The sequence below is a fragment of the Bacillus sp. AFS073361 genome, assembly GCF_002567005.1.
Classification (GTDB): Bacteria; Bacillota; Bacilli; order Bacillales; family Cytobacillaceae; genus Neobacillus.
Window position 1 is genome coordinate 36,861 of the sequence record NZ_NUZU01000010.1, and the last position, 20,373, is coordinate 57,233.

The 20,373-nt window shown below is 45.0% G+C and carries 27 protein-coding genes; 24 read left to right on the forward strand and 3 right to left on the reverse strand.

The genetic code is table 11. The features are described 5' to 3' along the window. Nucleotides 1-105 precede the first annotated feature (105 nt). The 5 genes from COJ96_RS05820 to COJ96_RS29570 all read left to right on the forward strand — a co-directional run bounded on the left by COJ96_RS05820 (nt 106) and on the right by COJ96_RS29570 (nt 3,345). Complete coding sequence (locus COJ96_RS05820; RefSeq protein ID WP_098572023.1) at nt 106-681, forward strand: DUF4230 domain-containing protein; 576 nt, start codon at nt 106-108, stop codon at nt 679-681. Next, nucleotides 678-983, forward strand: a complete 306-nt coding sequence (locus COJ96_RS05825; protein WP_098572024.1) for a hypothetical protein — start codon at nt 678-680, stop codon at nt 981-983. Before COJ96_RS05820 ends, COJ96_RS05825 begins: the two co-directional genes overlap by 4 nt. After that, nucleotides 980-1,507: a dUTP diphosphatase gene (locus tag COJ96_RS05830; protein WP_098572025.1), complete on the forward strand. Its 528-nt coding sequence runs from the start codon at nt 980-982 to the stop codon at nt 1,505-1,507. The genes COJ96_RS05825 and COJ96_RS05830 overlap by 4 nt, the downstream gene beginning before the upstream one ends. Nucleotides 1,508-2,156: 649 nt before the next feature. After that, entirely contained in the window at nt 2,157-2,843 is a 687-nt protein-coding gene (gene thyX / locus COJ96_RS05840) for an FAD-dependent thymidylate synthase (RefSeq protein WP_098572027.1), read from the forward strand. Between the two features lie 34 nt (nt 2,844-2,877). Further along, nucleotides 2,878-3,345, forward strand: a complete 468-nt coding sequence (locus tag COJ96_RS29570; protein ID WP_373561662.1) for a 3D domain-containing protein — start codon at nt 2,878-2,880, stop codon at nt 3,343-3,345. On the opposite strand, the gene COJ96_RS05850 is transcribed toward COJ96_RS29570, so the two are convergent. After that, the gene (locus tag COJ96_RS05850; RefSeq protein WP_098572029.1) at nt 3,335-3,532 is read right to left on the reverse strand and encodes a hypothetical protein; all 198 of its coding nucleotides are present in this window, start codon (nt 3,530-3,532) and stop codon (nt 3,335-3,337) included. The genes COJ96_RS29570 and COJ96_RS05850 overlap by 11 nt on opposite strands. 86 nt (nt 3,533-3,618) lie before the next feature. Between COJ96_RS05850 and COJ96_RS05855 the strand changes: the two genes are divergently transcribed. Genes COJ96_RS05855 through dcm form a run of 5 tightly spaced genes read left to right on the forward strand, consistent with a single transcriptional unit; the run spans nt 3,619 to nt 7,075 of the window. Then, nucleotides 3,619-3,948: an ImmA/IrrE family metallo-endopeptidase gene (locus tag COJ96_RS05855; RefSeq protein WP_142332964.1), complete on the forward strand. Its 330-nt coding sequence runs from the start codon at nt 3,619-3,621 to the stop codon at nt 3,946-3,948. Then, entirely contained in the window at nt 3,948-4,388 is a 441-nt protein-coding gene (locus COJ96_RS05860) for a hypothetical protein (RefSeq protein WP_098572030.1), read from the forward strand. Before COJ96_RS05855 ends, COJ96_RS05860 begins: the two co-directional genes overlap by 1 nt. Then, entirely contained in the window at nt 4,385-4,981 is a 597-nt protein-coding gene (locus COJ96_RS05865) for a nucleoside/nucleotide kinase family protein (RefSeq protein ID WP_098572031.1), read from the forward strand. The genes COJ96_RS05860 and COJ96_RS05865 overlap by 4 nt, the downstream gene beginning before the upstream one ends. Beyond that, complete coding sequence (locus tag COJ96_RS05870) at nt 4,974-5,648, forward strand: AP2 domain-containing protein (protein ID WP_098572032.1); 675 nt, start codon at nt 4,974-4,976, stop codon at nt 5,646-5,648. Before COJ96_RS05865 ends, COJ96_RS05870 begins: the two co-directional genes overlap by 8 nt. Beyond that, on the forward strand, nt 5,648-7,075 hold the full coding sequence (dcm, locus tag COJ96_RS05875; RefSeq protein ID WP_098572033.1) for a DNA (cytosine-5-)-methyltransferase: 1,428 nt from the start codon (nt 5,648-5,650) through the stop codon (nt 7,073-7,075). Before COJ96_RS05870 ends, dcm begins: the two co-directional genes overlap by 1 nt. On the opposite strand, the gene COJ96_RS05880 is transcribed toward dcm, so the two are convergent. Next, complete coding sequence (locus COJ96_RS05880) at nt 7,055-7,426, reverse strand: hypothetical protein (protein WP_098572034.1); 372 nt, start codon at nt 7,424-7,426, stop codon at nt 7,055-7,057. The genes dcm and COJ96_RS05880 overlap by 21 nt on opposite strands. A 421-nt stretch (nt 7,427-7,847) precedes the next feature. On the opposite strand from COJ96_RS05880, the gene COJ96_RS05885 reads away from it, so the two are divergent. The 13 genes from COJ96_RS05885 to COJ96_RS05935 all read left to right on the forward strand — a co-directional run bounded on the left by COJ96_RS05885 (nt 7,848) and on the right by COJ96_RS05935 (nt 19,052). Beyond that, nucleotides 7,848-9,101 carry a DUF4942 domain-containing protein gene (locus COJ96_RS05885; RefSeq protein WP_180229998.1) on the forward strand — a complete coding sequence of 418 codons (1,254 nt, stop codon included), beginning with the start codon at nt 7,848-7,850 and terminating at the stop codon, nt 9,099-9,101. After that, nucleotides 9,101-9,490, forward strand: coding sequence for a sigma factor-like helix-turn-helix DNA-binding protein (locus tag COJ96_RS05890; protein ID WP_098572036.1), 390 nt, complete (start codon nt 9,101-9,103; stop codon nt 9,488-9,490). The genes COJ96_RS05885 and COJ96_RS05890 overlap by 1 nt, the downstream gene beginning before the upstream one ends. Then, nucleotides 9,477-9,947: a hypothetical protein gene (locus COJ96_RS05895; protein WP_098572037.1), complete on the forward strand. Its 471-nt coding sequence runs from the start codon at nt 9,477-9,479 to the stop codon at nt 9,945-9,947. Before COJ96_RS05890 ends, COJ96_RS05895 begins: the two co-directional genes overlap by 14 nt. A 318-nt stretch (nt 9,948-10,265) precedes the next feature. Further along, nucleotides 10,266-10,595, forward strand: coding sequence for a hypothetical protein (locus COJ96_RS05900; protein ID WP_098572038.1), 330 nt, complete (start codon nt 10,266-10,268; stop codon nt 10,593-10,595). 31 nt (nt 10,596-10,626) lie between these two features. Beyond that, nucleotides 10,627-10,761, forward strand: a complete 135-nt coding sequence (locus COJ96_RS29150) for a hypothetical protein (protein WP_257148446.1) — start codon at nt 10,627-10,629, stop codon at nt 10,759-10,761. Between the two features lie 3 nt (nt 10,762-10,764). Next, a complete protein-coding gene (locus COJ96_RS29155; protein ID WP_257148447.1) occupies nt 10,765-10,887 on the forward strand; it encodes a hypothetical protein in 123 nt (40 codons plus the stop codon). A 72-nt stretch (nt 10,888-10,959) separates the two neighbouring features. Beyond that, nucleotides 10,960-11,196, forward strand: coding sequence for a hypothetical protein (locus COJ96_RS05905; protein WP_098572039.1), 237 nt, complete (start codon nt 10,960-10,962; stop codon nt 11,194-11,196). Further along, a complete protein-coding gene (locus tag COJ96_RS05910) occupies nt 11,186-12,118 on the forward strand; it encodes a hypothetical protein (protein WP_098572040.1) in 933 nt (310 codons plus the stop codon). Before COJ96_RS05905 ends, COJ96_RS05910 begins: the two co-directional genes overlap by 11 nt. A gap of 1,420 nt (nt 12,119-13,538) precedes the next feature. Further along, nucleotides 13,539-14,360, forward strand: coding sequence for a hypothetical protein (locus tag COJ96_RS05915; RefSeq protein ID WP_098572041.1), 822 nt, complete (start codon nt 13,539-13,541; stop codon nt 14,358-14,360). Between the two features lie 54 nt (nt 14,361-14,414). Then, complete coding sequence (gene terL / locus COJ96_RS05920) at nt 14,415-16,169, forward strand: phage terminase large subunit (RefSeq protein ID WP_098572042.1); 1,755 nt, start codon at nt 14,415-14,417, stop codon at nt 16,167-16,169. A gap of 15 nt (nt 16,170-16,184) precedes the next feature. Beyond that, nucleotides 16,185-16,622, forward strand: coding sequence for a phBC6A51 family helix-turn-helix protein (locus COJ96_RS05925; protein ID WP_098572043.1), 438 nt, complete (start codon nt 16,185-16,187; stop codon nt 16,620-16,622). Nucleotides 16,623-17,112: 490 nt separating this feature from the next. Next, nucleotides 17,113-18,234 carry a phage portal protein gene (locus COJ96_RS05930; RefSeq protein WP_257148448.1) on the forward strand — a complete coding sequence of 374 codons (1,122 nt, stop codon included), beginning with the start codon at nt 17,113-17,115 and terminating at the stop codon, nt 18,232-18,234. Continuing rightward, a complete protein-coding gene (locus tag COJ96_RS05935; RefSeq protein ID WP_098572044.1) occupies nt 18,234-19,052 on the forward strand; it encodes a phage minor capsid protein in 819 nt (272 codons plus the stop codon). Before COJ96_RS05930 ends, COJ96_RS05935 begins: the two co-directional genes overlap by 1 nt. A 3-nt stretch (nt 19,053-19,055) precedes the next feature. On the opposite strand, the gene COJ96_RS05940 is transcribed toward COJ96_RS05935, so the two are convergent. Continuing rightward, complete coding sequence (locus COJ96_RS05940) at nt 19,056-19,481, reverse strand: hypothetical protein (RefSeq protein ID WP_098572045.1); 426 nt, start codon at nt 19,479-19,481, stop codon at nt 19,056-19,058. Between the two features lie 179 nt (nt 19,482-19,660). Here COJ96_RS05940 and COJ96_RS05945 point away from each other — a divergent pair, with 179 nt between their 5' ends. Further along, a complete protein-coding gene (locus COJ96_RS05945; RefSeq protein WP_098572046.1) occupies nt 19,661-20,323 on the forward strand; it encodes a phage scaffolding protein in 663 nt (220 codons plus the stop codon). Nucleotides 20,324-20,373 lie beyond the last annotated feature (50 nt).

Consider the following 20,373-nt stretch of genomic DNA (forward strand, 5'->3'; position numbering starts at 1 on the left):
CGTAGAGGCGGATGACAACACGCTCGTATTCGATAATGGTATTCGAATTGAGTGCGAAGATTTATATAACTACATCAACGTCTTACATTATAAGGAGTGATTTGGATGAAAAAAGCGGCCCTAGTCGCATCTGTCGCCCTAGCCAGCGGCATCTACGTCGGCACGGTATTAAACGCAAGCCATGCCGAAGTGGTCACGCCCGTCGAGGCGCCACACTATGTCGACAAGCAAGCGGTCATCAATGCGCTGTCAACGAAGGCTCAGCTCGTCGGTCTCACCGGCAAGGTTGCGAAAACGATCGAGTATCACGCGGACAAATGGTACGGAGACAAAACGTATAAGCTGGCGGCAACCGGCACGTTCAAACTTGGCGTATCAACGTCGGACATCATCGTAACCACCAGCGGCAACACGGTCACGGTCAAGTTTCCGCAACCTAAGATTATCAGCGTCGACATTCCGTTCGACAAGGCGGAGCTCAGTAAGGACGTCGGCATGTTCCGCAGTGACATCAGCGAAGGCGAGCTCCAGGCGATGTTCGGCAAAGCACGTACTGGGGCGGTCGAGGACATCAAGCGCAATAGGCAAGCGTTTGACAAGGCGGAGGCGTCAGTGGAGCGGACGATTGAGGCGTTGGTGGGTCAGGTTGATGGCGTGAAGAATGTGGAGTTTACGCAATGAGTTACGTGATGCTCAAAGCGGCCCGCCGCCTGATGTGCGACAAGTTTTCGGTGTTGTGCAATCTGGCGGAGCTCAACGCGAAACAATTAAGGGAGGAAGATACGATGAACGAAGATAAAACGTGCTGGTCTTGCGGTCATTACTTAATTGGCGGAGGTTGTTGGAAAGACGGAGACTTTGGCGAAGATGGTTGGCGCAACGTTGGTCCTAATGATTCTTGCGAAGGTTGGGTCGAGGAAACTACGCCCGGAACTATAAACGGAGAAATGTACGAAATGAACTCTAAGGAGGAAACGGAATGAATCTAAACGTTAGAATTAAACGCTTGAATGAGGACGCAGTTATTCCGAAATATGCTCGCGAAGGAGATGCGGGTTTTGATCTTATCGCTAGTCAGGACGTCATAATTGAGCCGGGAGTTACTACGTTAGTACCTACGGGCTTGGCGTTCGAGATACCGCCAGGTTACGAAATGCAGATTCGCCCACGTAGCGGAGTTACGCTAAAGACTAAACTTCGCGTGCAATTAGGGACGATTGATTCAGGGTATCGCGGAGAGGTTAGCGTCATTGTCGATAATATTGCCGAAATTAATGCCGATTTCGACCCTTGTATTTTACTAATTGACGACTCGGTAATCCGTTTTGATGACGGAAGCCAATCTAATACTTACATCATCCGCAAAGGCGACCGAATCGCTCAGGCGGTAATCGCACCGTTCGAAACGGCACACTTCGTTGATTCCGATAAGTTAGAAGAATCGATTAGAAGCACACAAGGTTTTGGCAGCTCAGGCGTTAGGGATGAAGGCGATATTATTGACTAAAGTAGATCATACAGGCAGACAGTTTGGTAGGCTTACTGCGATTAGAAAGGTCATTATCAATAATCGCGGACATTATGTTTGTAGATGTGAATGCGGTAATGAGCGAATTATCAGAGGAGACTCTCTCGTAGGAGGAAAATCCAAGAGTTGCGGATGCCTTTCTCCAGATGTTAATCAGGAAGTCCACAAAACTCATGGAGACTCAGCCACAAGGCTATATAATATATACCACAAAATGATATCACGTTGTTATCACAAAGAGAATGACAGATTTCATAGATATGGACAAAGAGGAATATCTATATGTAACGAATGGCTCAATGATTATGAGTCGTTTAAAGAATGGTCATTAAGTAACGGCTACACTGACGATTTGTCCATAGATCGTATAAATAACGACGGTAACTACGAGCCAAGTAACTGCCGCTGGACGACGGTAATAGTGCAGTCAAACAATACGTCAAGAACTAGGAAAATAGAATTCAACGGAGAAATTAAATCAATATCAGAGTGGTGCAGAGAACTTAACTACTCTTATGGGACAACGAGAAAATTACTGAAACAAGGGCATAAAACACCTGATGAAATATTCACGAGACCTCGATTAGGAAAAGGATATACCGGAACAAGATAACTAGGAGGGAGTAAAATGAACGAAATGATTAGCGTATTAGACAAAGGTTATGTGCGATTAACGAACGTAATGGGGTCCGACTTATCCGTCGTAAACTCAGCGCGAGTCAGTTACGACAAGGAATCTACGGAACTATCAGAAAAGGATGCGCGATTAATTCGCTTTCTAGCACGCGAAGGCCATACTAGCCCATTCCGCCATGCAACGGTTCAATTCGAAATGTACGCTCCGTTAATGGTAGCTCGCCAGCATTGGAAATACGTTGTCGGCAGCGATCATACTATGGATGCTTGGAACGAGTCAAGTCGGAGGTACATCACGGAAGAGCCTGCGTTTTATATTCCGCAATCAAATGAGTGGCGCCAAGCACCGGAAAACTCGAAGCAAGGTAGTGGAGACATAGTTGGCGGATATTTAGGAAAGGTAGCGACAGAGGCTTTAACGGAGTATATAGAGCGCGGTGAGCGACTTTATAGCGAAGCCATTGAATCCGGAATCTGTGCAGAGCAAGCGCGCCTATTCCTTCCGGCTTACGGAATGTATGTCCGCTATTACTGGACGGCAAGCCTTCAGTCGGTCGCCCACTTCTTACAACAACGTCTGGCACACGATAGCCAAGTCGAAATTCAGGAGTATGCAAAGGCGGTCAAAGCGCTAGCCGAACCGCACTTCCCTGTCAGCATCGCAGAATTAACGAAATAAGGAGCGGATACCTATCGGTTTACTAGCAACGATGATGTTAACTTACAATTTACTAAGTCCGCCAAGCATTGTCGCAGGGGAGCTCGCTAATCAAGTCGCTCCTCTAGCGCAAGAGTGGCGCCAGCAAGCCGAAGTACTAGCGCAGGAAAACGAACGCCTACGCGCCGAGAATAAGCGTCTGAGAGCGTCTCAGTGGCGGGACTTCACCGCAACAGCTTACACCGCAGATTGTCCGGAAGGATGCATCGGAATCACCAAGACGGGGCTCGACGTAAGGAATCGGACGCACCTAGACGGCAAGCGCATTATCGCCACTGATCCGAGCGTAATTCCGTTAGGCACGGCGGTCGAGCTCCGGTTTAGCGACGGACGGACCGAGCAAGCCGTTGCGTTAGATACCGGAGGCGCCATCAAGGGCGAAATTATCGATTACCTAATTAGCGACAATGAAAAAGCCCTCCAATTCGGAAGGCAACGGATAAAGATACGGATTATAAAATAGACGATAATTCATTGCGGTAAACGTGAATCATTCCGGATAAAGGAATGCTGCCGTCTTTACATCGCCCGTGCTTATGCAAGAATTCACGGAATACAATTTCGTTAACTTGAGTAGGAGTGGCGAAAGGGTCGTCGATTCTAACTTCGTAAACATCACGCTTTTTGCTATACAATACGGCACAACGCATAATAACACGCTCCTTAGATTTATTGTCTTAATTTTAACGTAATAACTAACGCAAGTCAAACGCATAATTAACGAGGGGGAATCAGAATGAAATTCAGAGTTGGCGCAATTGACTACGTAGTAACTGAGGCGCCCGGCCTACTAAGCAAGCACGACCTATTCGGACAGGTAACGTATGATGACGGCCTTATCGAAATCGAGCCTACGTTAAGCCAGCAACGCAAGCACAACGTCATTATTCACGAATTGGTCCACGCTTGCCTATTCGAGGCTGGCTACGATGAGCAGGACGAAGAGCAGGTCCGCAGGCTCGGCAATGTGCTGACGCAAGTGCTGCGGGATAATGATTTCGGATTTATGCGGGAAGTGGACGAAGGAAGCAACGAAATTAACGGAGCATTGGAGGCGTTGTATTAATGAGCGAATTTGCTAACGTAAATACCGATAAAGAAATTTGGCGCGAGATTGAGGGCGATTATTATGCGCCTAGTATTCACGTACACTCAAGCGGAAAAATAGGAATCAATGTCGGCGGAACCGTTCATATAAAAGACGTCCGCGATTGGCACAATCTAGCGCAAGAAGATTGGAAGTCCGAAGAAGTCACGGTCGACGGCACGCAAGCCAGCGAGCAAGTCGAAGTCGATGAAAGAGACGCATCGCCTTCTGTAGTCGAAATGCTCGCAAATCTGGCGCGCCGAGTAACTTCACTCGAGCAACAACTGGCGGCGACCCAGCGCAATTTGGAAACTTTCGCCGAGCAGACGGAGAGCAACTCGGAGGACATCCGGACGCTTGACGAACGCACGCAGTATAGAACGCTTGCAAAGGAAATGGCGAGGAGGCTAAGCCGATGAAACATACGCTAAATGTGAATCGTGAAGTCGACGTAATTAAGATAGCCATTTGCGGCCGCATTAGAAGCGGAAAGGATACTGCTGCTGAACATCTTTATATTAAATACGGATTTGACCGTATCGCATTCGCAGACGCGCTCAAACGAACTGTTAGCGAAATATTTCCGTGGATGATAGGGCCGAATAAGCCACGCGCGCTCTTACAGCAATACGGACAGTTAATGCGGGAGATTGACGATTCAGTTTGGATCAAACACGCCGAACGCAAAGTTAACGGCACGATTGACTTCCGGGTGAATACGGGTTCGGACCGCATCGGCATTGTGATAACGGATTTACGCAATCCTGTTGAGTACGACTGGGCGCGGGCGAACGGCTTTACGTTGATTCGCGTAACCGCTCCGGATGATGTCCGCATTGCTCGGGCGATTAAGGCGGGCGACGATTTCACCGTTCACGATTTATGTCATGAGACGGAGCTGGCGATTGACACTTTCGAAGTTGACAACGAAGTTCAAAACGACGGCACTGTCGACGAGTTAAAAGCGCAGATTGACGCGATACTCTCGCAGTTAGAGGTGTCCAATGCCTAAATTGAATGATTTAACAGACAAAAAGTTTGGTAGGTTGTCTGTGCTATCAAGAGCAGGGACCAACAAATCTAAAAAACCCATTTGGGAGTGTCTTTGTGACTGTGGCAACGTAACAATTGTTGTAGGTGCTGAATTAGTAAAAGGCACTACAAAGTCTTGCGGTTGTTTAAGAAAAGAAGTGACTGCTCAGCGTACACAAACACACGGAATGCGAAAGACTAGATTCTATGAAATTTGGTATGCCATGAAGAAGAGATGTAGAGATGAACACAATATCAGTTACCAATACTACGGCGGACGAGGAATACGCGTATGTGATAGATGGGGAAGCTTCGAGAATTTTAAAGCGGATATGTATGCGGCTTACCTAGATCACTCAGAAAAGCACGGAGAAAAACAAACTACGGTAGACAGAATAGACAACAACAAAGACTACACCCCAGAAAATACACGTTGGGCAACTTACACGATTCAAAATCGAAACACACGCATCAGAAGTGATAATAAGACTGGTTACAAAGGCGTTTATAAGCGCTACGAAGGTGGAGGATACACTGCGCACATCAGAGTAAACAACGAGCAAATTTACCTTGGAACTTTTGATAATATCGAAAACGCAATCGAGGCGAGGATAGACGCAGAAAAAACATATTGGGAGGCGATTTAATGACGTTCAACTACGTATCATTATTCAGCGGCATCGGAGGATTTGAGCAGGCGCTAAACAGACTCGGAGGCAGTTGCGTAATGGCGTCCGAAATTGATAAATACGCCAATCAAGCCTACGAGGTTCTTTACGGACACTCAACGGTCGGCGACGTAACCAAAGTCGCAGCTGAAGACGTTCCGGATCACGACTTATTGGTCGGAGGATTTCCGTGCCAGGCGTTCTCAGTCGCTGGAAAAAGATTAGGCTTCGAGGAGGCTCGCGGAACACTATTCTTCGAGATTGCAAGAATTGCGAAGGTTAAGCAGCCGAAAGCGATGATGCTCGAAAATGTGAAGGGACTCGTTGGGCATGACGGGGGCAAGACGCTAGACACGATCATCCAAACGCTGGACGAAATCGGCTATACCGTTGATTTCGAGGTAATGAATTCGAAGTATTTCGGAGTGCCCCAGAATCGCGAACGTATCTTTATCGTAGCTGTCCGCAATGACCTGATCGAGCCAAGCGAATGGAACGTCGGCAAACGTTCTGATGTAGTGGCGAAAGGTAAGCGTAGGATTGCGGGACTGGGTGTTAAGACGTTTAACTTCGACTTTCCAGCGCAAAACGAAGTAACTGTTAGGTTGCGTAACATCCTCGAAAATGACGTTGATGAGAAGTTTTATTTGAGCGAGGAAAAGACGGCTAGTCTGATTACACAACTTGAAAACGGGATTGCTGTAAAAGAAGCTACTAAGCAAGGGTACGCAGTGGCGGAAGAAGGGGACGCAGTTAATTTTCAGTTTCCGGACAGCCAAACACGCAGAGGTCGAGTCGGCAAGCAAATCGCACAAACGTTAGAAGCAAGCGGAATAAATCAGGGCGTAGTCGAACCGCAAATGCTCGGACATATCGACCTAAAAGGTCATGACGCAATCAAGCGTGTATATGATCCGCAAGGTGTTTCACCAACACTGACGACAATGGGTGGAGGTCATCGCGAACCTAAAATCGCAGTACAAATGAACCGCCACGAAATTAATAAAGAGACAGACATAGCGCACTGTCTAATGGCTCGTGATTATAAGGGATTCGGCAACCAAGATATGACAGGTATTATCGAAGAGGTACGCCCAGTCCTAACGCCAGACCGATTAGAAAAACGTCAAAACGGACGCAGATTTAAGGAGGACGACGAGGAATCATTCACACTGACAGCTCAAGACAAACACGGAGTAGCGATCGGAAACCCACCGAAATACCGCATACGCAAGCTTACACCGCGCGAATGCTTCCGCCTTCAAGGATTTCCGGATTCAGAGTTCGATAAGCTGACGGCAAACGGCATATCAAACTCGCAGCTTTACAAGATGGCCGGTAACGCGGTGACTGTAAACGTAATAAGTGCGTTAGGCAGGCGCTTATTACCTTACATCGCGGACTAACTGAAACGAATGCCAGAACACGCTGCCCTCGTCGATCTTTCCGACATACTCAAATTTAAGCGGAAGGTCGGCGTCCGCCAGCGCCAATTTACTAACGACTAGCTTTCCGGCAGCAACACCGAGATACCCGCGTTTGTCAGGGCGCACGACTGAGGCGTTGGGAATCTTCGCAAGCTCTTGCTTAACGACACCGACACGCTTGTTTTCTACATCAACGCTAATAACGACGGGTGTAAATGTGGTCAACGCAAGTTCTTGGCGCATGGTCGCAGACAGGCGGATGCGGTGCTGCTTATCGATTGTTAGTGACTTACCGCTTTGGCGAGCGAGTTGTAACGGCTCGAAGGGCATATATAACACGTCCTTTATCGGTTTTATTAACGCAATTATAACGAATAAGCACGAAATTAGCAAGTTAGATTAAACGGACTAACTACGACATATTTAGACGAAAGGGGCGAACCGGATGTTTAACGAGGACTTTTACCCGACGCCTGACGAATTAATTGAGGAATTATTATCTATGAGTATAGGCGATAACTTACCGAAAATAAAAGGCATAAGCCGATTTACATTACGAGGTCGCGTTTTAGAGCCATCAGCTGGTAAAGGAAATATCGTTAAGTATATACGAGAAAAAGGTCGTTCAATAAAGGTAGATACCGTTGAAAACGATCCCGAACTCGCTAGTTTCTTAGTAGGAGCCGGTCACAACGTTGTTTGGTCGGACTTCCTTACCTTCGAAACCTTCCGAGAATACGAGGCTATCGTCATGAATCCTCCTTTTAGTGCTTGCGATAAACACCTATTACACGCTATCAGTATTGCCAACAAGCAAATCACGAAAGATTGTGAAATATACGCAATTATCAACGCCGAAACGATTAAAAACCCGTTCAATACGACTCGTAAAGAGTTGGCGCGATTGCTCGCCTTACACGGTGCCAGAATAAAGTTCGTTAGCAACGCTTTTAGTGGTGCAGAACGTAAGACGGATGTTGAGGTAGCGCTCATTTATGTCAAAGTTAATCGGAATAACGCTAGTGAGGATTTATATAGGAGAACCGTTGACGCTGTAAGAGGAGATCAGAAGGAGCAATCATCAGAAATATCTAGCGCGTTAAGTACGTATGTAAAGCACCAAGAAGTGCAGGAACGCCTAGATGATATTACTCGATTAACTTACGAATACGATCAAGCTGTCAGGTTAATCCGCGAAGCGTATGAAATAGACAAGCGCAGGACGGACTTCATAAGTTATATTTCAAATTTAAACGGTGGAAAACTGCACGTACCAAGCGATACTATCGCGAGAGACTATGAGGAAGATTTACAAAGGTTGCGGTCGACATATTGGCAGTTAATACTGCAAACAGACAAATTTATGAAGATGTTAACGACGGAAGCACGTGAAAAATTAACCCGACAACTAAACTCGGCTTCGGAATTAGAAATAAATTCAACGAATATTTACATGCTTTTGCACGCCATCATGGCGAACTCTAACGAAATGTTAATAAGTAGTGTTGTTAGCATGTTCGAAAAAATAACGTCATATAGTCGTAGGGAATTTTCGACGAATATCCATTACTACAACGGGTGGAATACGAACGAGGCGTACAAGATCGGCAAGAAAGTAATTTACCCGTTTTTCACTAGTTTCGGAGATTGGGATATGGGATCGCGAGGCAATAGTTTTAATAGCGTGGATTATCGGATAAAAGGTTTTATTTTCGACTTATTAAAAGCGTTTGAGCCGTTTAGAGACGTAAGTTACGAATTTGACGTAATTGGGAAAGGCGAATTTAGTAACGATATTCTACGTTTCAAGATTTTCATGAAAGGAACGGTTCATGTTTGGTTTAAGGACTTAGATTCGTTAAACAAGATTAACTACGTATGCGGACGTAAGTTTAACTGGCTTCCGACGGATGAAGAAATTAAAACGGACGAAAAAGCGCGAGAGTATATCGTTAAAGAGTTCGGAGAAGAATCGTTATCTATTAAGTTATTGGAGGCGAATTAATGGGCCACGTAAAAATCGATTTATCGCAGAAAGAACGCAGCCTCGAAGCGAAGTATCCAGCGCTCGACAATCCGGCCGGCCTCCGCATCTTATTATCCGACTACCACGCGTTGATAAATAGGCAATATCAAGGCGACTATGATGCGGTAGTCCTGCTCGCTGACCTACGTAAAGCGGTTCAATTAGCGGGGCTCACCGCCCGGCAATCCGAGGCTCTCCACCTGGTTTACGAGGAGGATTTGACGCAGGAAGAGGCGGGGCGACGGATGGGTGGACTCGCAAGAGATGCGGTTAATCACTTACTCGATCGGGCCATCGAAAGCATATCGGACATCTATTATTACTGGAGTCATCACGGAGAGGGGTACGTAATTAATGGCGGATTATAAAGCGAAATTACACGAATCAATAACTGAGTTACAGCAGGCGATTAAACGCGGTGAGATGCCGCGGGAGGTTCGCTTGGGGAAGATTGAGGAATTGGCGGAGAGGTACTTCGCTAAAACTGGCGAAATGCCCGACGCTGTGACACTCGAAAGAATGTCCGATTTATGTCTATTCGAAGAATTATCGGATACACATCCGGATAAGGTTACCCGAACAGAGTATCCGTTCTTTAGCGAAACACAATTCGAGGAGCGCCGGAAGGCTGAGGTATCGTTTAAGCTATCGGAAGAGCACGGCGTTGACGGACGGAATCATAAACCGCCTACCAGGCGCGAGCGTACTAATCGAGAAATTAAACTCATGGATAAGCACGCTAGAATTCGGAATAAAGAGCGCAAACAACGATATCACGAATTTACGAAAGTGCAGCCGGTGGTTGTGCGAAAAATAGGACTTTAGTCTACCTCCATTTTTATCGATTTCACGGCCTTATATATGAGGAGAACTTTTTGCGGAAAAGACGTGGACTTTTCTCCTCTTTTACGGTCTTTATAGTGAAGGACTCCATAAAAAGAACTGTTTTGTGTCCTATTATATGAGAGGGTATAAAAATGAGTCTTTAGAACTACTGTACTTTTATGCCCTTAGTTGTCTATACGTTATGAAGAAGTATTTTTAGAAAAACGTATACTTTTAGGCTGTTTTGTGGCTATACGTTATGAGGGCGATCATTTTGACGTCCTAGACGAAAATTGCGTACTAAGGAGGATTTAAAAAATGAGTTTTAATACAGTTTTTAAGGAGTACGGTGACGTAATTAACTTTCTTAAAAATCATGACAACCCCGCTTGCTTTACTGTTAATTACAGACCCAAAGAAGATGATTATGAATTATGGATTGGTAATCAACCTTATGAAAATTACGAAAAAATGATTGAGGAATTAGAAACCGAATTAGTTAAAGCAGATATAGACAAGGCAGGGTATATCACACAAATTGAACTATTAGAAGAACAAGCTGAAAAGTATCAACGGCTTAGAAATAAAATACTTGAACAAACCATTCAAAAGAACCATGAAGCATTAAAGAAATTAGCAGATAGTTAATGAACTATACGAAGAAAGGAGATTGTGAAAATTGAAATACAGTGATTACCTTGAACTAAAAAGAATGGTACTCAATGATGAAACAACCGTAAATTATGTGATGGAATATTTGAAAATCCCTTACATTGTAGCACGTTGTTTAGTTAAGGATTGGAAGGAGGTTTGAAAAATGACTGGTAAAGAAATTGCTAACCTAATTTATGAATGGGCTGAGAAAAAGAATATTCACCCTGATGATTTTGACGCATTATTTGTACCTGAGTTATTAGAAAAACTCGAAGAAGATAAGTGAACTATACGAGTAAATTATGAATCTTTAACGCTCGCTTCGGCGGGCTTTTTTAATTAAAAGGGAGATGGGAAAATGGAAAATCAAAAGCGATTTATCTGTGGAACGTGTAACGAGTTAATGGAGCTTAAATACGACGATTATTATTTGGAACATCGAGGAGAAATCGAACTAGTTACCGATGTACCTCAACATATTTGCCACACTTGCGAGGTTATCGCGGTAGCAAACGAAGACATAGCGAAGATGCATCGGATTATTGACCACAACCTCTTTATCGAAAGATTTGGAGGTTATGACGATGAGCAATAGGAATGCGGAGCAATTAGCATGGCAACGCCTGGCACCGAAACAAAAGCGCGGATTCATGGCGATAAAAGATAGCGCAACCGTTATTAACGGGGTTGTATACGATAGGAAAGGAAACGACCAGTCTCATCGCGCTGAGTTAGTCGTTAATACAACGGAAGCACAATACGAATCTCTTCAGGCGATTGATGAAATGACAGCACACGAAGTAGAAAACGGAAAGTTTGTATTCGCCTTTTTCGAAAGTTGTAAGACGATGTGCGATCAGTACCCGTCACTAACTAAAGCGGACTTAGCGCGTCTTATGTTTGTCGGAACATATACAGGATACCGTACCGGACGATTGCAGCATGATAACGGACGAGTAATCGATAAGAAGTCGCTCGAAGGGTTAATCGGAATCAGCCGGAATAAGTTTAGCGAGTTTTATAGAAAGCTAATCAACGAGGATATTCTACAGGAGTATGACGGAGAGATATACGTTAATCCTAGCGTATTTTACCGAGGGTCAATTAAAGACATCGGATACCAGCTCGATGAATATCGGCACACGCGATTATTCCGAAAGACGGTGCGAGAGTTGTACGAAAAGTATTCCGGACGTAAAACGGTTCAACTGGCTATTATCTACGCTGTGTTGCCGTTCTTAAACTTCGATACTAACGTCGTCTGCTTTAATCCGAAGGAATATAACGAAGATGAGTTGCGTCCTATGAATCTCGAAAACTTGGCGGCATTGTTACATTATAGTGATACGCATAAGCTAAAGCGCGCTCTTGATTCCGTTAAGATTGACGGTCAGCCAGTCTTTTGGTTGCCGAATAATGCACACGATAAAAGGCAGCGAAGGATCATCGTAAATCCTCGTATCGTGTACGCTGGTAGTGCCGAATCATTGCGTGCGATTAAGGTTCTGTTCAACTAAAAATACACTGCTTTTAGGGTGCAATATTGGCGAAATACACTGCTTTTAGGGTGCATCGTAAATTTAGCGATAAACACGATATATGGTGTCTAAATGGCGTTAAATCAACGTTTATAACACTATATGTTGTGTTTATTGTGGTTGTTGGCTAAATCTATCCCTCTTAATCAGACTAAGACCTTGCGCCTCATTCGCTAACGCTCATTCGTCGCCACGATTCTTTTCTTATAAAGACCGTCGATAACAATACAATAATGGCAGTGGGACGGCTCGGCCGGCACACAAGGTTTTGAAGTCGTAAGACTTCTCGTTTATCATTGCGTACATATTTTCGTCAACATTTGCGCTATCAGTTGTCTATACGTTATGAAAGGTAATCCTTCGTAATGTTCCTTACGTAGATGAATTCGGACTGCTTAACGATAAGCATTGCGCACATATAAGCGCCATACATTACGCACATAATAACGTTGTACTATTATATAGAAGGAACACGGTATTAAACGGAATGGCAGCGGTAAGTTAACGTAAGCAAGGGCGCCTACTATTGCGGTAGGGTGAGGCTGTACTATCGCTAGGCTACCGAATAGCGCTCCGCATTAGCACGAAGCCACCAGCGGAGACGCCTCGGTCAAACTCACGGGGTTTGCTACGCAAATGGTGGAGCGGTGTCGAATAGTGGCGGGGCATACCTGGCGTAGCTACTCGGCAGCACGATCGGTACATATTCGCCAGCTCATCCGCCTTTATGCAATAACGACGGGAAATAATACGGCAATCAATCGTAGCCGCCCACTTAAAAGCCCGCCATATCAACGCTGCATAAAAAGATGCATGGCGTTATGATCTGCGTAATGATAAGGTGTTGATATCACGGCGTTTGTAACGGACATAATTACGTCAAATCGTTATTTTACGTAATTATCTACGTATATTTATACGCCGGTATACATTGGCGGGCAGGTGGCGGTGGGCTAGTCCGTACGAACAGTCGTTCGATTGTCCAAATTGCGTTAATTGTGCGAACAATACAAACAATTCTGACAATGTCGAAGGCTGTCGACCCCAAGCCTACCGTTCGACAAAGCAGAGATAAGAGGTTTCGATTTCTAACCAAATTTTCAAAACCGACCCGTTGTTCTGAATGCCTAACGGAACACATTACGAAGGCGATTTCGCAAGAAGTCGTCTTTTTAGTGCGCGGATTTTCATTATCACTCCTATTATCTAGTGTATACGTTGTCCGAAACGGCAAACTAGCGCGTCAATATTTATATAAGGTGCGCGATTTCCGATTCTCGTGCGACATATTACATAGGCGGAATAGTTTCCGAATAGCTACCGAAAATGAACGCAGGACACTCCGACCACGTTTTCCGCCAATTAAAACATTCGGAGCACTAACGGAGGGTGATGACGTGTGTTAACGCAAAAGAAAAACGGTAAAGGTACGATTTACTTCGTTGACGAAAATGACGTAATAATCTCGAAAACTTGTACGAAGTGTAACGAGATTAAAACGCTTGATTGTTTTGCGGAAAATAAAGAAGGGCTTGGAAATAGAAGGGCGAAGTGCCTCGGATGTCATAACAAAGTGTATGCGTCAACCAAGGACTACGACGTAAGGAAACTGACGAGAGTAGCGTTAGAAACACGCGACGGAATTTCCGGAAAAGAGTGTACAGTTTGCGGTAAATGGAGTGCGCTAGGTAACTTCGCGAAGGATAGCAGAGGATTAGGCGGAAGAGAATCTAGGTGCAAGACATGTGTCGCCAAGTTTGGTCGGAAATTGCGAGAGGCTAACAAAGAACAAGAAGCGGAACGTATTCGTACTTGGAGGAAAGCCAATCCTGAAAAGGAAGCACTAAAGAAACAACGTCGGCGCGCCCGTGAGAAGAACTTACCAGACAACTTTACGAAAGAGCAGATGTCAGCGACGTTTGATTATTTCGGAGGATGCGTCTTAACGGGGGATGTCACTAATATCGATTGGGACCATGCCGTACCATTAGCGACTGGCGAGGTCGGAACAACTTTCGGCAACATGATTCCGTTGAGGAGTGACTTAAACAAGTCGAAGAATGACTCGAACATCTTTGAGTGGTTCGCTACAAATAAAGAACGCTTTAAATTATCGCAATCTAATTTTGATAGGCTCGTAGGGTGGCTCGCTGAAGCTAACGGTATGACTATCGAAGAATATCGGGCATATGTTTATAAATGCTTTGAAAAAACGGCGTAGAGCGAAAACTCTACGCTTTTTCTATACATAGTTTTCACGAAAGGAGGGCGCAAAATGGCAATGGTGAATGGTGAGTGGTTGGAGCGCAAAGAACGTCAGCAACGTATTGAGTTATTGTCGGAACGTATTCGTAAATTGGCTACGCTAATTAAAGCGGATAAGGCAAACGATTATCATATTGAGTCATTCCGAAGCGATAAGCAAGAATTAACGAAGCTTAAAAGAGTTCATCGAGCGGAAGTTGATGTCGCTTATTTCTTTTACGAATATCTAAGCGATGGGGCTAATCCGGCGAACGAGGATAATGTTATACGTAATAGTGAAGACGGAACGCAGCATGATCCTATTGAGCTAATTGCGCCTATCCATCGGGACTTCTTTGAACACTGCGATTACGTTAACGAAGCGGAGCGAAACGCGCGTTTAGCAATAGCGGCGGCACGTGGTCACAATAAATCCGGTACATTCTCAAACGGATTCCCTCTTCATCAGATAGTATTCAGGCGCCGAAAATATGTACTTCTCATATCCGAGACAGACTCACTCTCGAAAAAGTTAATCGGATGGGTAAATAAGCAACTGAAGTTTAACGCAAAGCTTCGAGAGGATTTCGGAGTATTGCTAAATGAGCGCAATCAGCAAAACGAAAAAGATAACGAGGAAGCATTTATCACACTATCTAATGCGTTAGTTGAGGCGTCGTCGTCTGGTAAACAGTTGCGTGGTAAAAGACACGGTGCTGTTCGTCCAGATTTAGTTATAATTGATGACCCTTCCTCAATGAACAACGAAGGAACAAAAGAAGCGCGGGAAAAACTCGTACATTGGTTTAATAGTGTAGTCGTTCCAATCGGAAGTAAAGCGACGGCCATCGTGCTAGTCGGAACAATGGTCAGCGCGACCGGACTTTTAAACCACGTACTGAAGCGGAAGGATTTCAAGTCCTCGTTTCACGGCGCGGTCATTAGCGAGCCGAGCAATCCGAAGTTATGGGACCAATATTGCGAAGTGTATGCGCGGGCCGACTCGATGGAAGAGGTCGACGAGTTCTATAACGCAAATCGTGAGGCGCTGGAAGCCGGCATCGAACTGGCGTGGCCTTGGCGATGGACTTATCGCGCTCTGATGCACGAAAAGGTCAACATGGGAACGCGGGCATACAATTCGGAGTATCGGAACCTGGCGTTCAGCGAAGACGAGCAGTTCTTCTTTCCGGAAAACTATGCGAAGTATCACTATTACTACGAAAATGATCGAGCGTTTGTTGTTTACGAAGATATGCGAATACCTCTCAGCGACTTATTCATTGTCGGCGCATGGGATATCGCTATGGGGAAGAATAAACGGTCGGATTATAACGCAATCATCATCGTCGGTAAGCACGCGCCTACCGGCTTAATTTTTGTGCTTGACGAATATGCGACTAAAGAGCAGCCTCACACGCTTATCGACGTCTGTATCGAAAAGATAAAGAAGTTTAACGTGCGAATCTTCAGCGTTGAGACGATTAACGCTTATCACGAATTCTATCGGCAGTTACAGGAGAAGGCGCGGGTTGAAGGCGTTTATAAATGCCGGATTAATGACGTTAAGGGGCACGGAAGCAGTAAGGAACAGCGGATTGAGTCGCTGGAGCCTATTTTGCATAATAAAACGCTGATTCTTAACGACAGACACACGATGCTACTTGACCAAATGGCGCAATATCCGTTCGCTGATTTTGACGATCTTTTAGATGGAACTCAAATGGCGGTAAATAGCATCTTTAAACCGAAATCAAGAGTCGCAGTAAAACCGAAATGGTTATAGAGAGGAGTGGAGCAAATGTCAAATAACAAACTAAAAGCGCTCGAAGCGAAGTTAACAGAGCAACAAAAGAAAGCGGCCTATATGCTCGTTGAGAACGACTTAAAGTCGAACAAAGACCCGTTAAAGCTAACGTATGAGCAAATCGCTGAAGAAGTCGGCGTATCATATAAAACGATCTGGAGCTGGCGGACTCAGAATCGCAATTTTATCGCATATAAGAACGAAATCTCTGACGATTTCCTCAGCGACAAACGTTCGCGAGTATACGGGCAATTATTGAAGCTTATCGAAGGCGAACAGCCGAGCGTAAAGGCGATTGACCTGTTTATGCGTAGATTCGGACTACTTACGGAGAAACAAGTTATTACAACAGAAGAAAACGGCGGTTCACGTAGCAATGACGACTTAGCGAAGGAACTCGCAGAACTAGACGACTTATTAAACGAGGATTAAACGGAAGGAGGTGTGCGACTTGGGCTTATTTTGGAAAGGCAAAGCCGAGCTCGACAAAGTTAACGAGTATACGTCGGTATATACGTTCAACGCGTTTCAGCCTGGCGAACAGTTTCCGCCAGTTGCTGACCGAGAACGTATCTCGAAGTATAAGCGGTTGAAAAAATTATTTCAAGGCAAGCAGGCCGAAGTATACGAGCGAGCGTCGAAGCTATTAAAAGATACGCCACACGCGAGCCAGCTTGAGCAGTTATATATTGCGGTCAATATTTCAGATATTTTGGTGACCAAACCAAGTGACCTACTTGTAGGCGAACCACCGAGCTTTGAATCGGGATTGCCCGACAGTAGCGAAGAACAAAAGGCGGTTAATCGGTATGTAGAAGAAAACGATCTTGTTAAATTGGTACACGAAAGCGCGATTGGTAACGGCTATCGCGGCGACGCTTGGATTAAGACGCGGTACGGCTATCGTCAAGATTTTTCTGAAGTGATACAACGAGGCGGAACTATTCCGGCCGGAATCGAAATGGAGCCGATAATTGAGCATGTCAATGCCGAGTTCGTCTTTCCGGAGACATCGCGCGGTAATGTGAAATCGTTTAAGGCAGTCAATATCTGCACGGTCGAATATGTCATCGACGGCAAGACAGAAAAGCCGTTCCTAAATGTCGAGCGACACATTCCAGGATATATCATCTATGAACGCTATCGTTTGTTCGAATTTGAGGGCGGAATTGACACGCGTTGGGGGTATCCGTTGCAAATATTCACAATCGGCGAAAGAGTAGCGACAGGACGCGAAGAAGACACTGTGGAAACTGGCGTTCCTCATTTACTCGTCCATCACATCCCATATAAATCGGTCGACGACGATTGGGAAGGCGTTAGCGGGCTTGAAAAACTTGAGTCGTTGTTGGCGGCGATTAATGATCGTTTAGTATCACTTGATTTCATACTTATGAAGCACAGCGACCCGACGGCTTACGGACCTGAGTTAGACGGAAGTGGAGACAACGTTCGGTTAAGCGGAGCGTACATTCCGATGACAAAGGAAGACGCCACTCCGGGATATATGACTTGGGACGGACAACTAAACTCAGCGTTTAAAGAATTAGAAGTTTTAATATCGCTAGTCTTTCAGATTTCAGAAACACCACAGTGGCTATTCGGTACCGTTCTAGGCGAAAACAGCGGTGGAACTGGAACTAGTCATACAGATAGTGCTTCGATTAAGGCGCGTTTTCTACCGATCCTTTCCAAAGTAAACCGGATTCGAACTCATTACGATAAAGCAATTAGAGACGCATTGTGGACGTGTCAACTTTTAGATGTCGCGCACGGAGAAGCCAACTTTGAACCTGTTTACCCTACGATTGCTTGGAAAGACGGAATTCCGGTCAACGAGAAGGAACAAGCGGAAATTATGCAACTTAGAACGCAGAAACCTACATTAGACGTCAAGAGCGCGATCAAACGCCAGGATAACGTGGATGATATGCAAGCAGACGAAATCATGCGTCGAATTGAAGAGGACGAAAAGAACGCGAATGGAGTCGTTGATTCTAGCATTTTTAACGGAAATGGAGCGGCGCAAGGCGGTGGTAACTAATGCCGAATTACGACGCTCAGACCGAGGCACTAGTCCGCGAGTATAAGTTAGCCGTTGAGCGCATTAAAGCGGAACTTGACCGTTTCGACTTAACGGACTTCCGGCGTGCTAATTCAATGGCTACGCTAAAATCAATCAGCGAAATTCTCTCTGCTCTAAACGACGAATCAGCGAAGTGGGTAGAGACTAACATTCCGATTGCGGCCCGAGCTGGTGTTGCTGATGCAATAGTGGCGCTTGGCGTAGTAAGTACGGTTTCCGAAGCGCAGCAGATCGTCAAGTTTAACCGAGTTAATGCTGAGCTGGTGAAAGCGGCCATTGCCGACACTCAAGCCGACCTGCTCGCTGTTACGCAAAATATTGATAGGAAAGTTCGGGCGACGGTGCGCCAGGTAGCTTCGGAGTCTATGCGACAGAACCTAGCGCAGGGGATTAACGGCAGGCGGACCATGAACGCCGACACGCTTAGTGGCTTACGGGCAAAGCTAGGCGACGCGGTAAATACCGGAATCATTGACGCAAGTGGGCGTAGGTGGCGTCCGGAGGTTTACGTGGATATGGTAACGCGAACAAAGATGATGCGAATAACCACCGAGGCAACAATTAACGAGGCGGTACAACGAGAAGCGTATTACGGGGTCATTTCGAGTCATGGCGCAAAGGACTTGTGCCGGAATTGGGAAGGTAGAACGGTTAAGTTAGTCGACGAAGCACCGGGCGACTATCCATACTACGGCAACTTACCTAACCGCGAGATATTTCATCCGAATTGCAAGCATTCAATTTCGCCAGTTAGAGATCCCGAGAGATACAACTAACTACTACATTAACGAAGAAATTTCGCGGTAACTCTTTTCGTCACAACGAATATGGAGCGCCACTTCTTCGTTTGTTTCCGGATTAATTAAATAAACGAATGCTTTAGAGCGGTCGCGTTTCCGTCCGCCAATTGCGGCGCCGGCAATCGTACCTAGTGGTCCAGCGACCATTGTTCCGATTATTGCTCCACCGGCAGCTTTACCTGCGCTGCGAGTAGCGGATTCTTCCCATTCGATTCCGTCTAGCATCCAGGTATTCTTTGTTAAAAACGGTATTTGAATTACGACTTTACCACGTTCTCCACTATCGATCATAAAGGCATTGCGGATAGCTGTAGGCATTTCTTTTCCGGATAAATTTATATCATTTCCACCTGAAAGAATATCGAGGTTGATTTTACGTTTAAATGCGTCTTTGAAAAAGCCCATTTTAAAATGACCTCCGTTTTATATTATAGGTTAATTTTACCTTATTTTACAGTATGCACACAACTATAAAATTATAACGCAAATGACGAATTAAAACGCAATTGTCCGAACGTTAAGACGTAAAAAGAAACGGATGTATTAAATTAATGAGCGACGGCTCTCAAACGGAGGTTAATAACATGAGTGAAGAATTAAATCAAAATCCTGAAGTAGTTACCGAAAATCCTACGGTTGAGGAACCGGAAAATAAACCAGAAGTAAAAACGGTAACGATGACACAAGATGAACTAAATGCACTAATCAGTAAGGAAAAAGGTCGTGTTAAAAGTAAATATGCGGACTACGACGACATCAAAACGAAGGCATCCGAATATGAAAAAGCGCTGGAAGAAAAACGCCTTGCTGAGTTAAGCGAAAAAGAACGTCTTGAGGAAATTGCAAAGAAATACGATGAAGAAAAGCAGTCGTTAGCGAAGGAACTCGAATTATTACGTGAGAGTAATAAGAACGAGAAAATCCGAAATGCTTTTATTACTAAGGCGCAAGCAGCCGGAATTGGCTACGTAGACGATGCGTACCAACTTTCTTCGAAACTACTATCCGCGGTTAAGGTAGATGAAGAGGGGGTACACGGTGTCGACGAAATCATATCCGAACTGATTACAAATAAACCGTTTTTACTTGCGCAAACCAAGAAGCAACAAAAACCAATTGGGGAGCCGTCTAATAATTCTGTTAATGAGGAAATTAAGACACTAGAGGCGCAGTTAGCGGATGCTAAGAAAGCGAAGAACTTCGCTAAAGTAATTGAGTTAAGTAATTTAATAGCTAGTAAGAAATAAGTCGCCTAAAAAAGGTGACTTTATTTAATTTAACCTAAAAATATATTAAA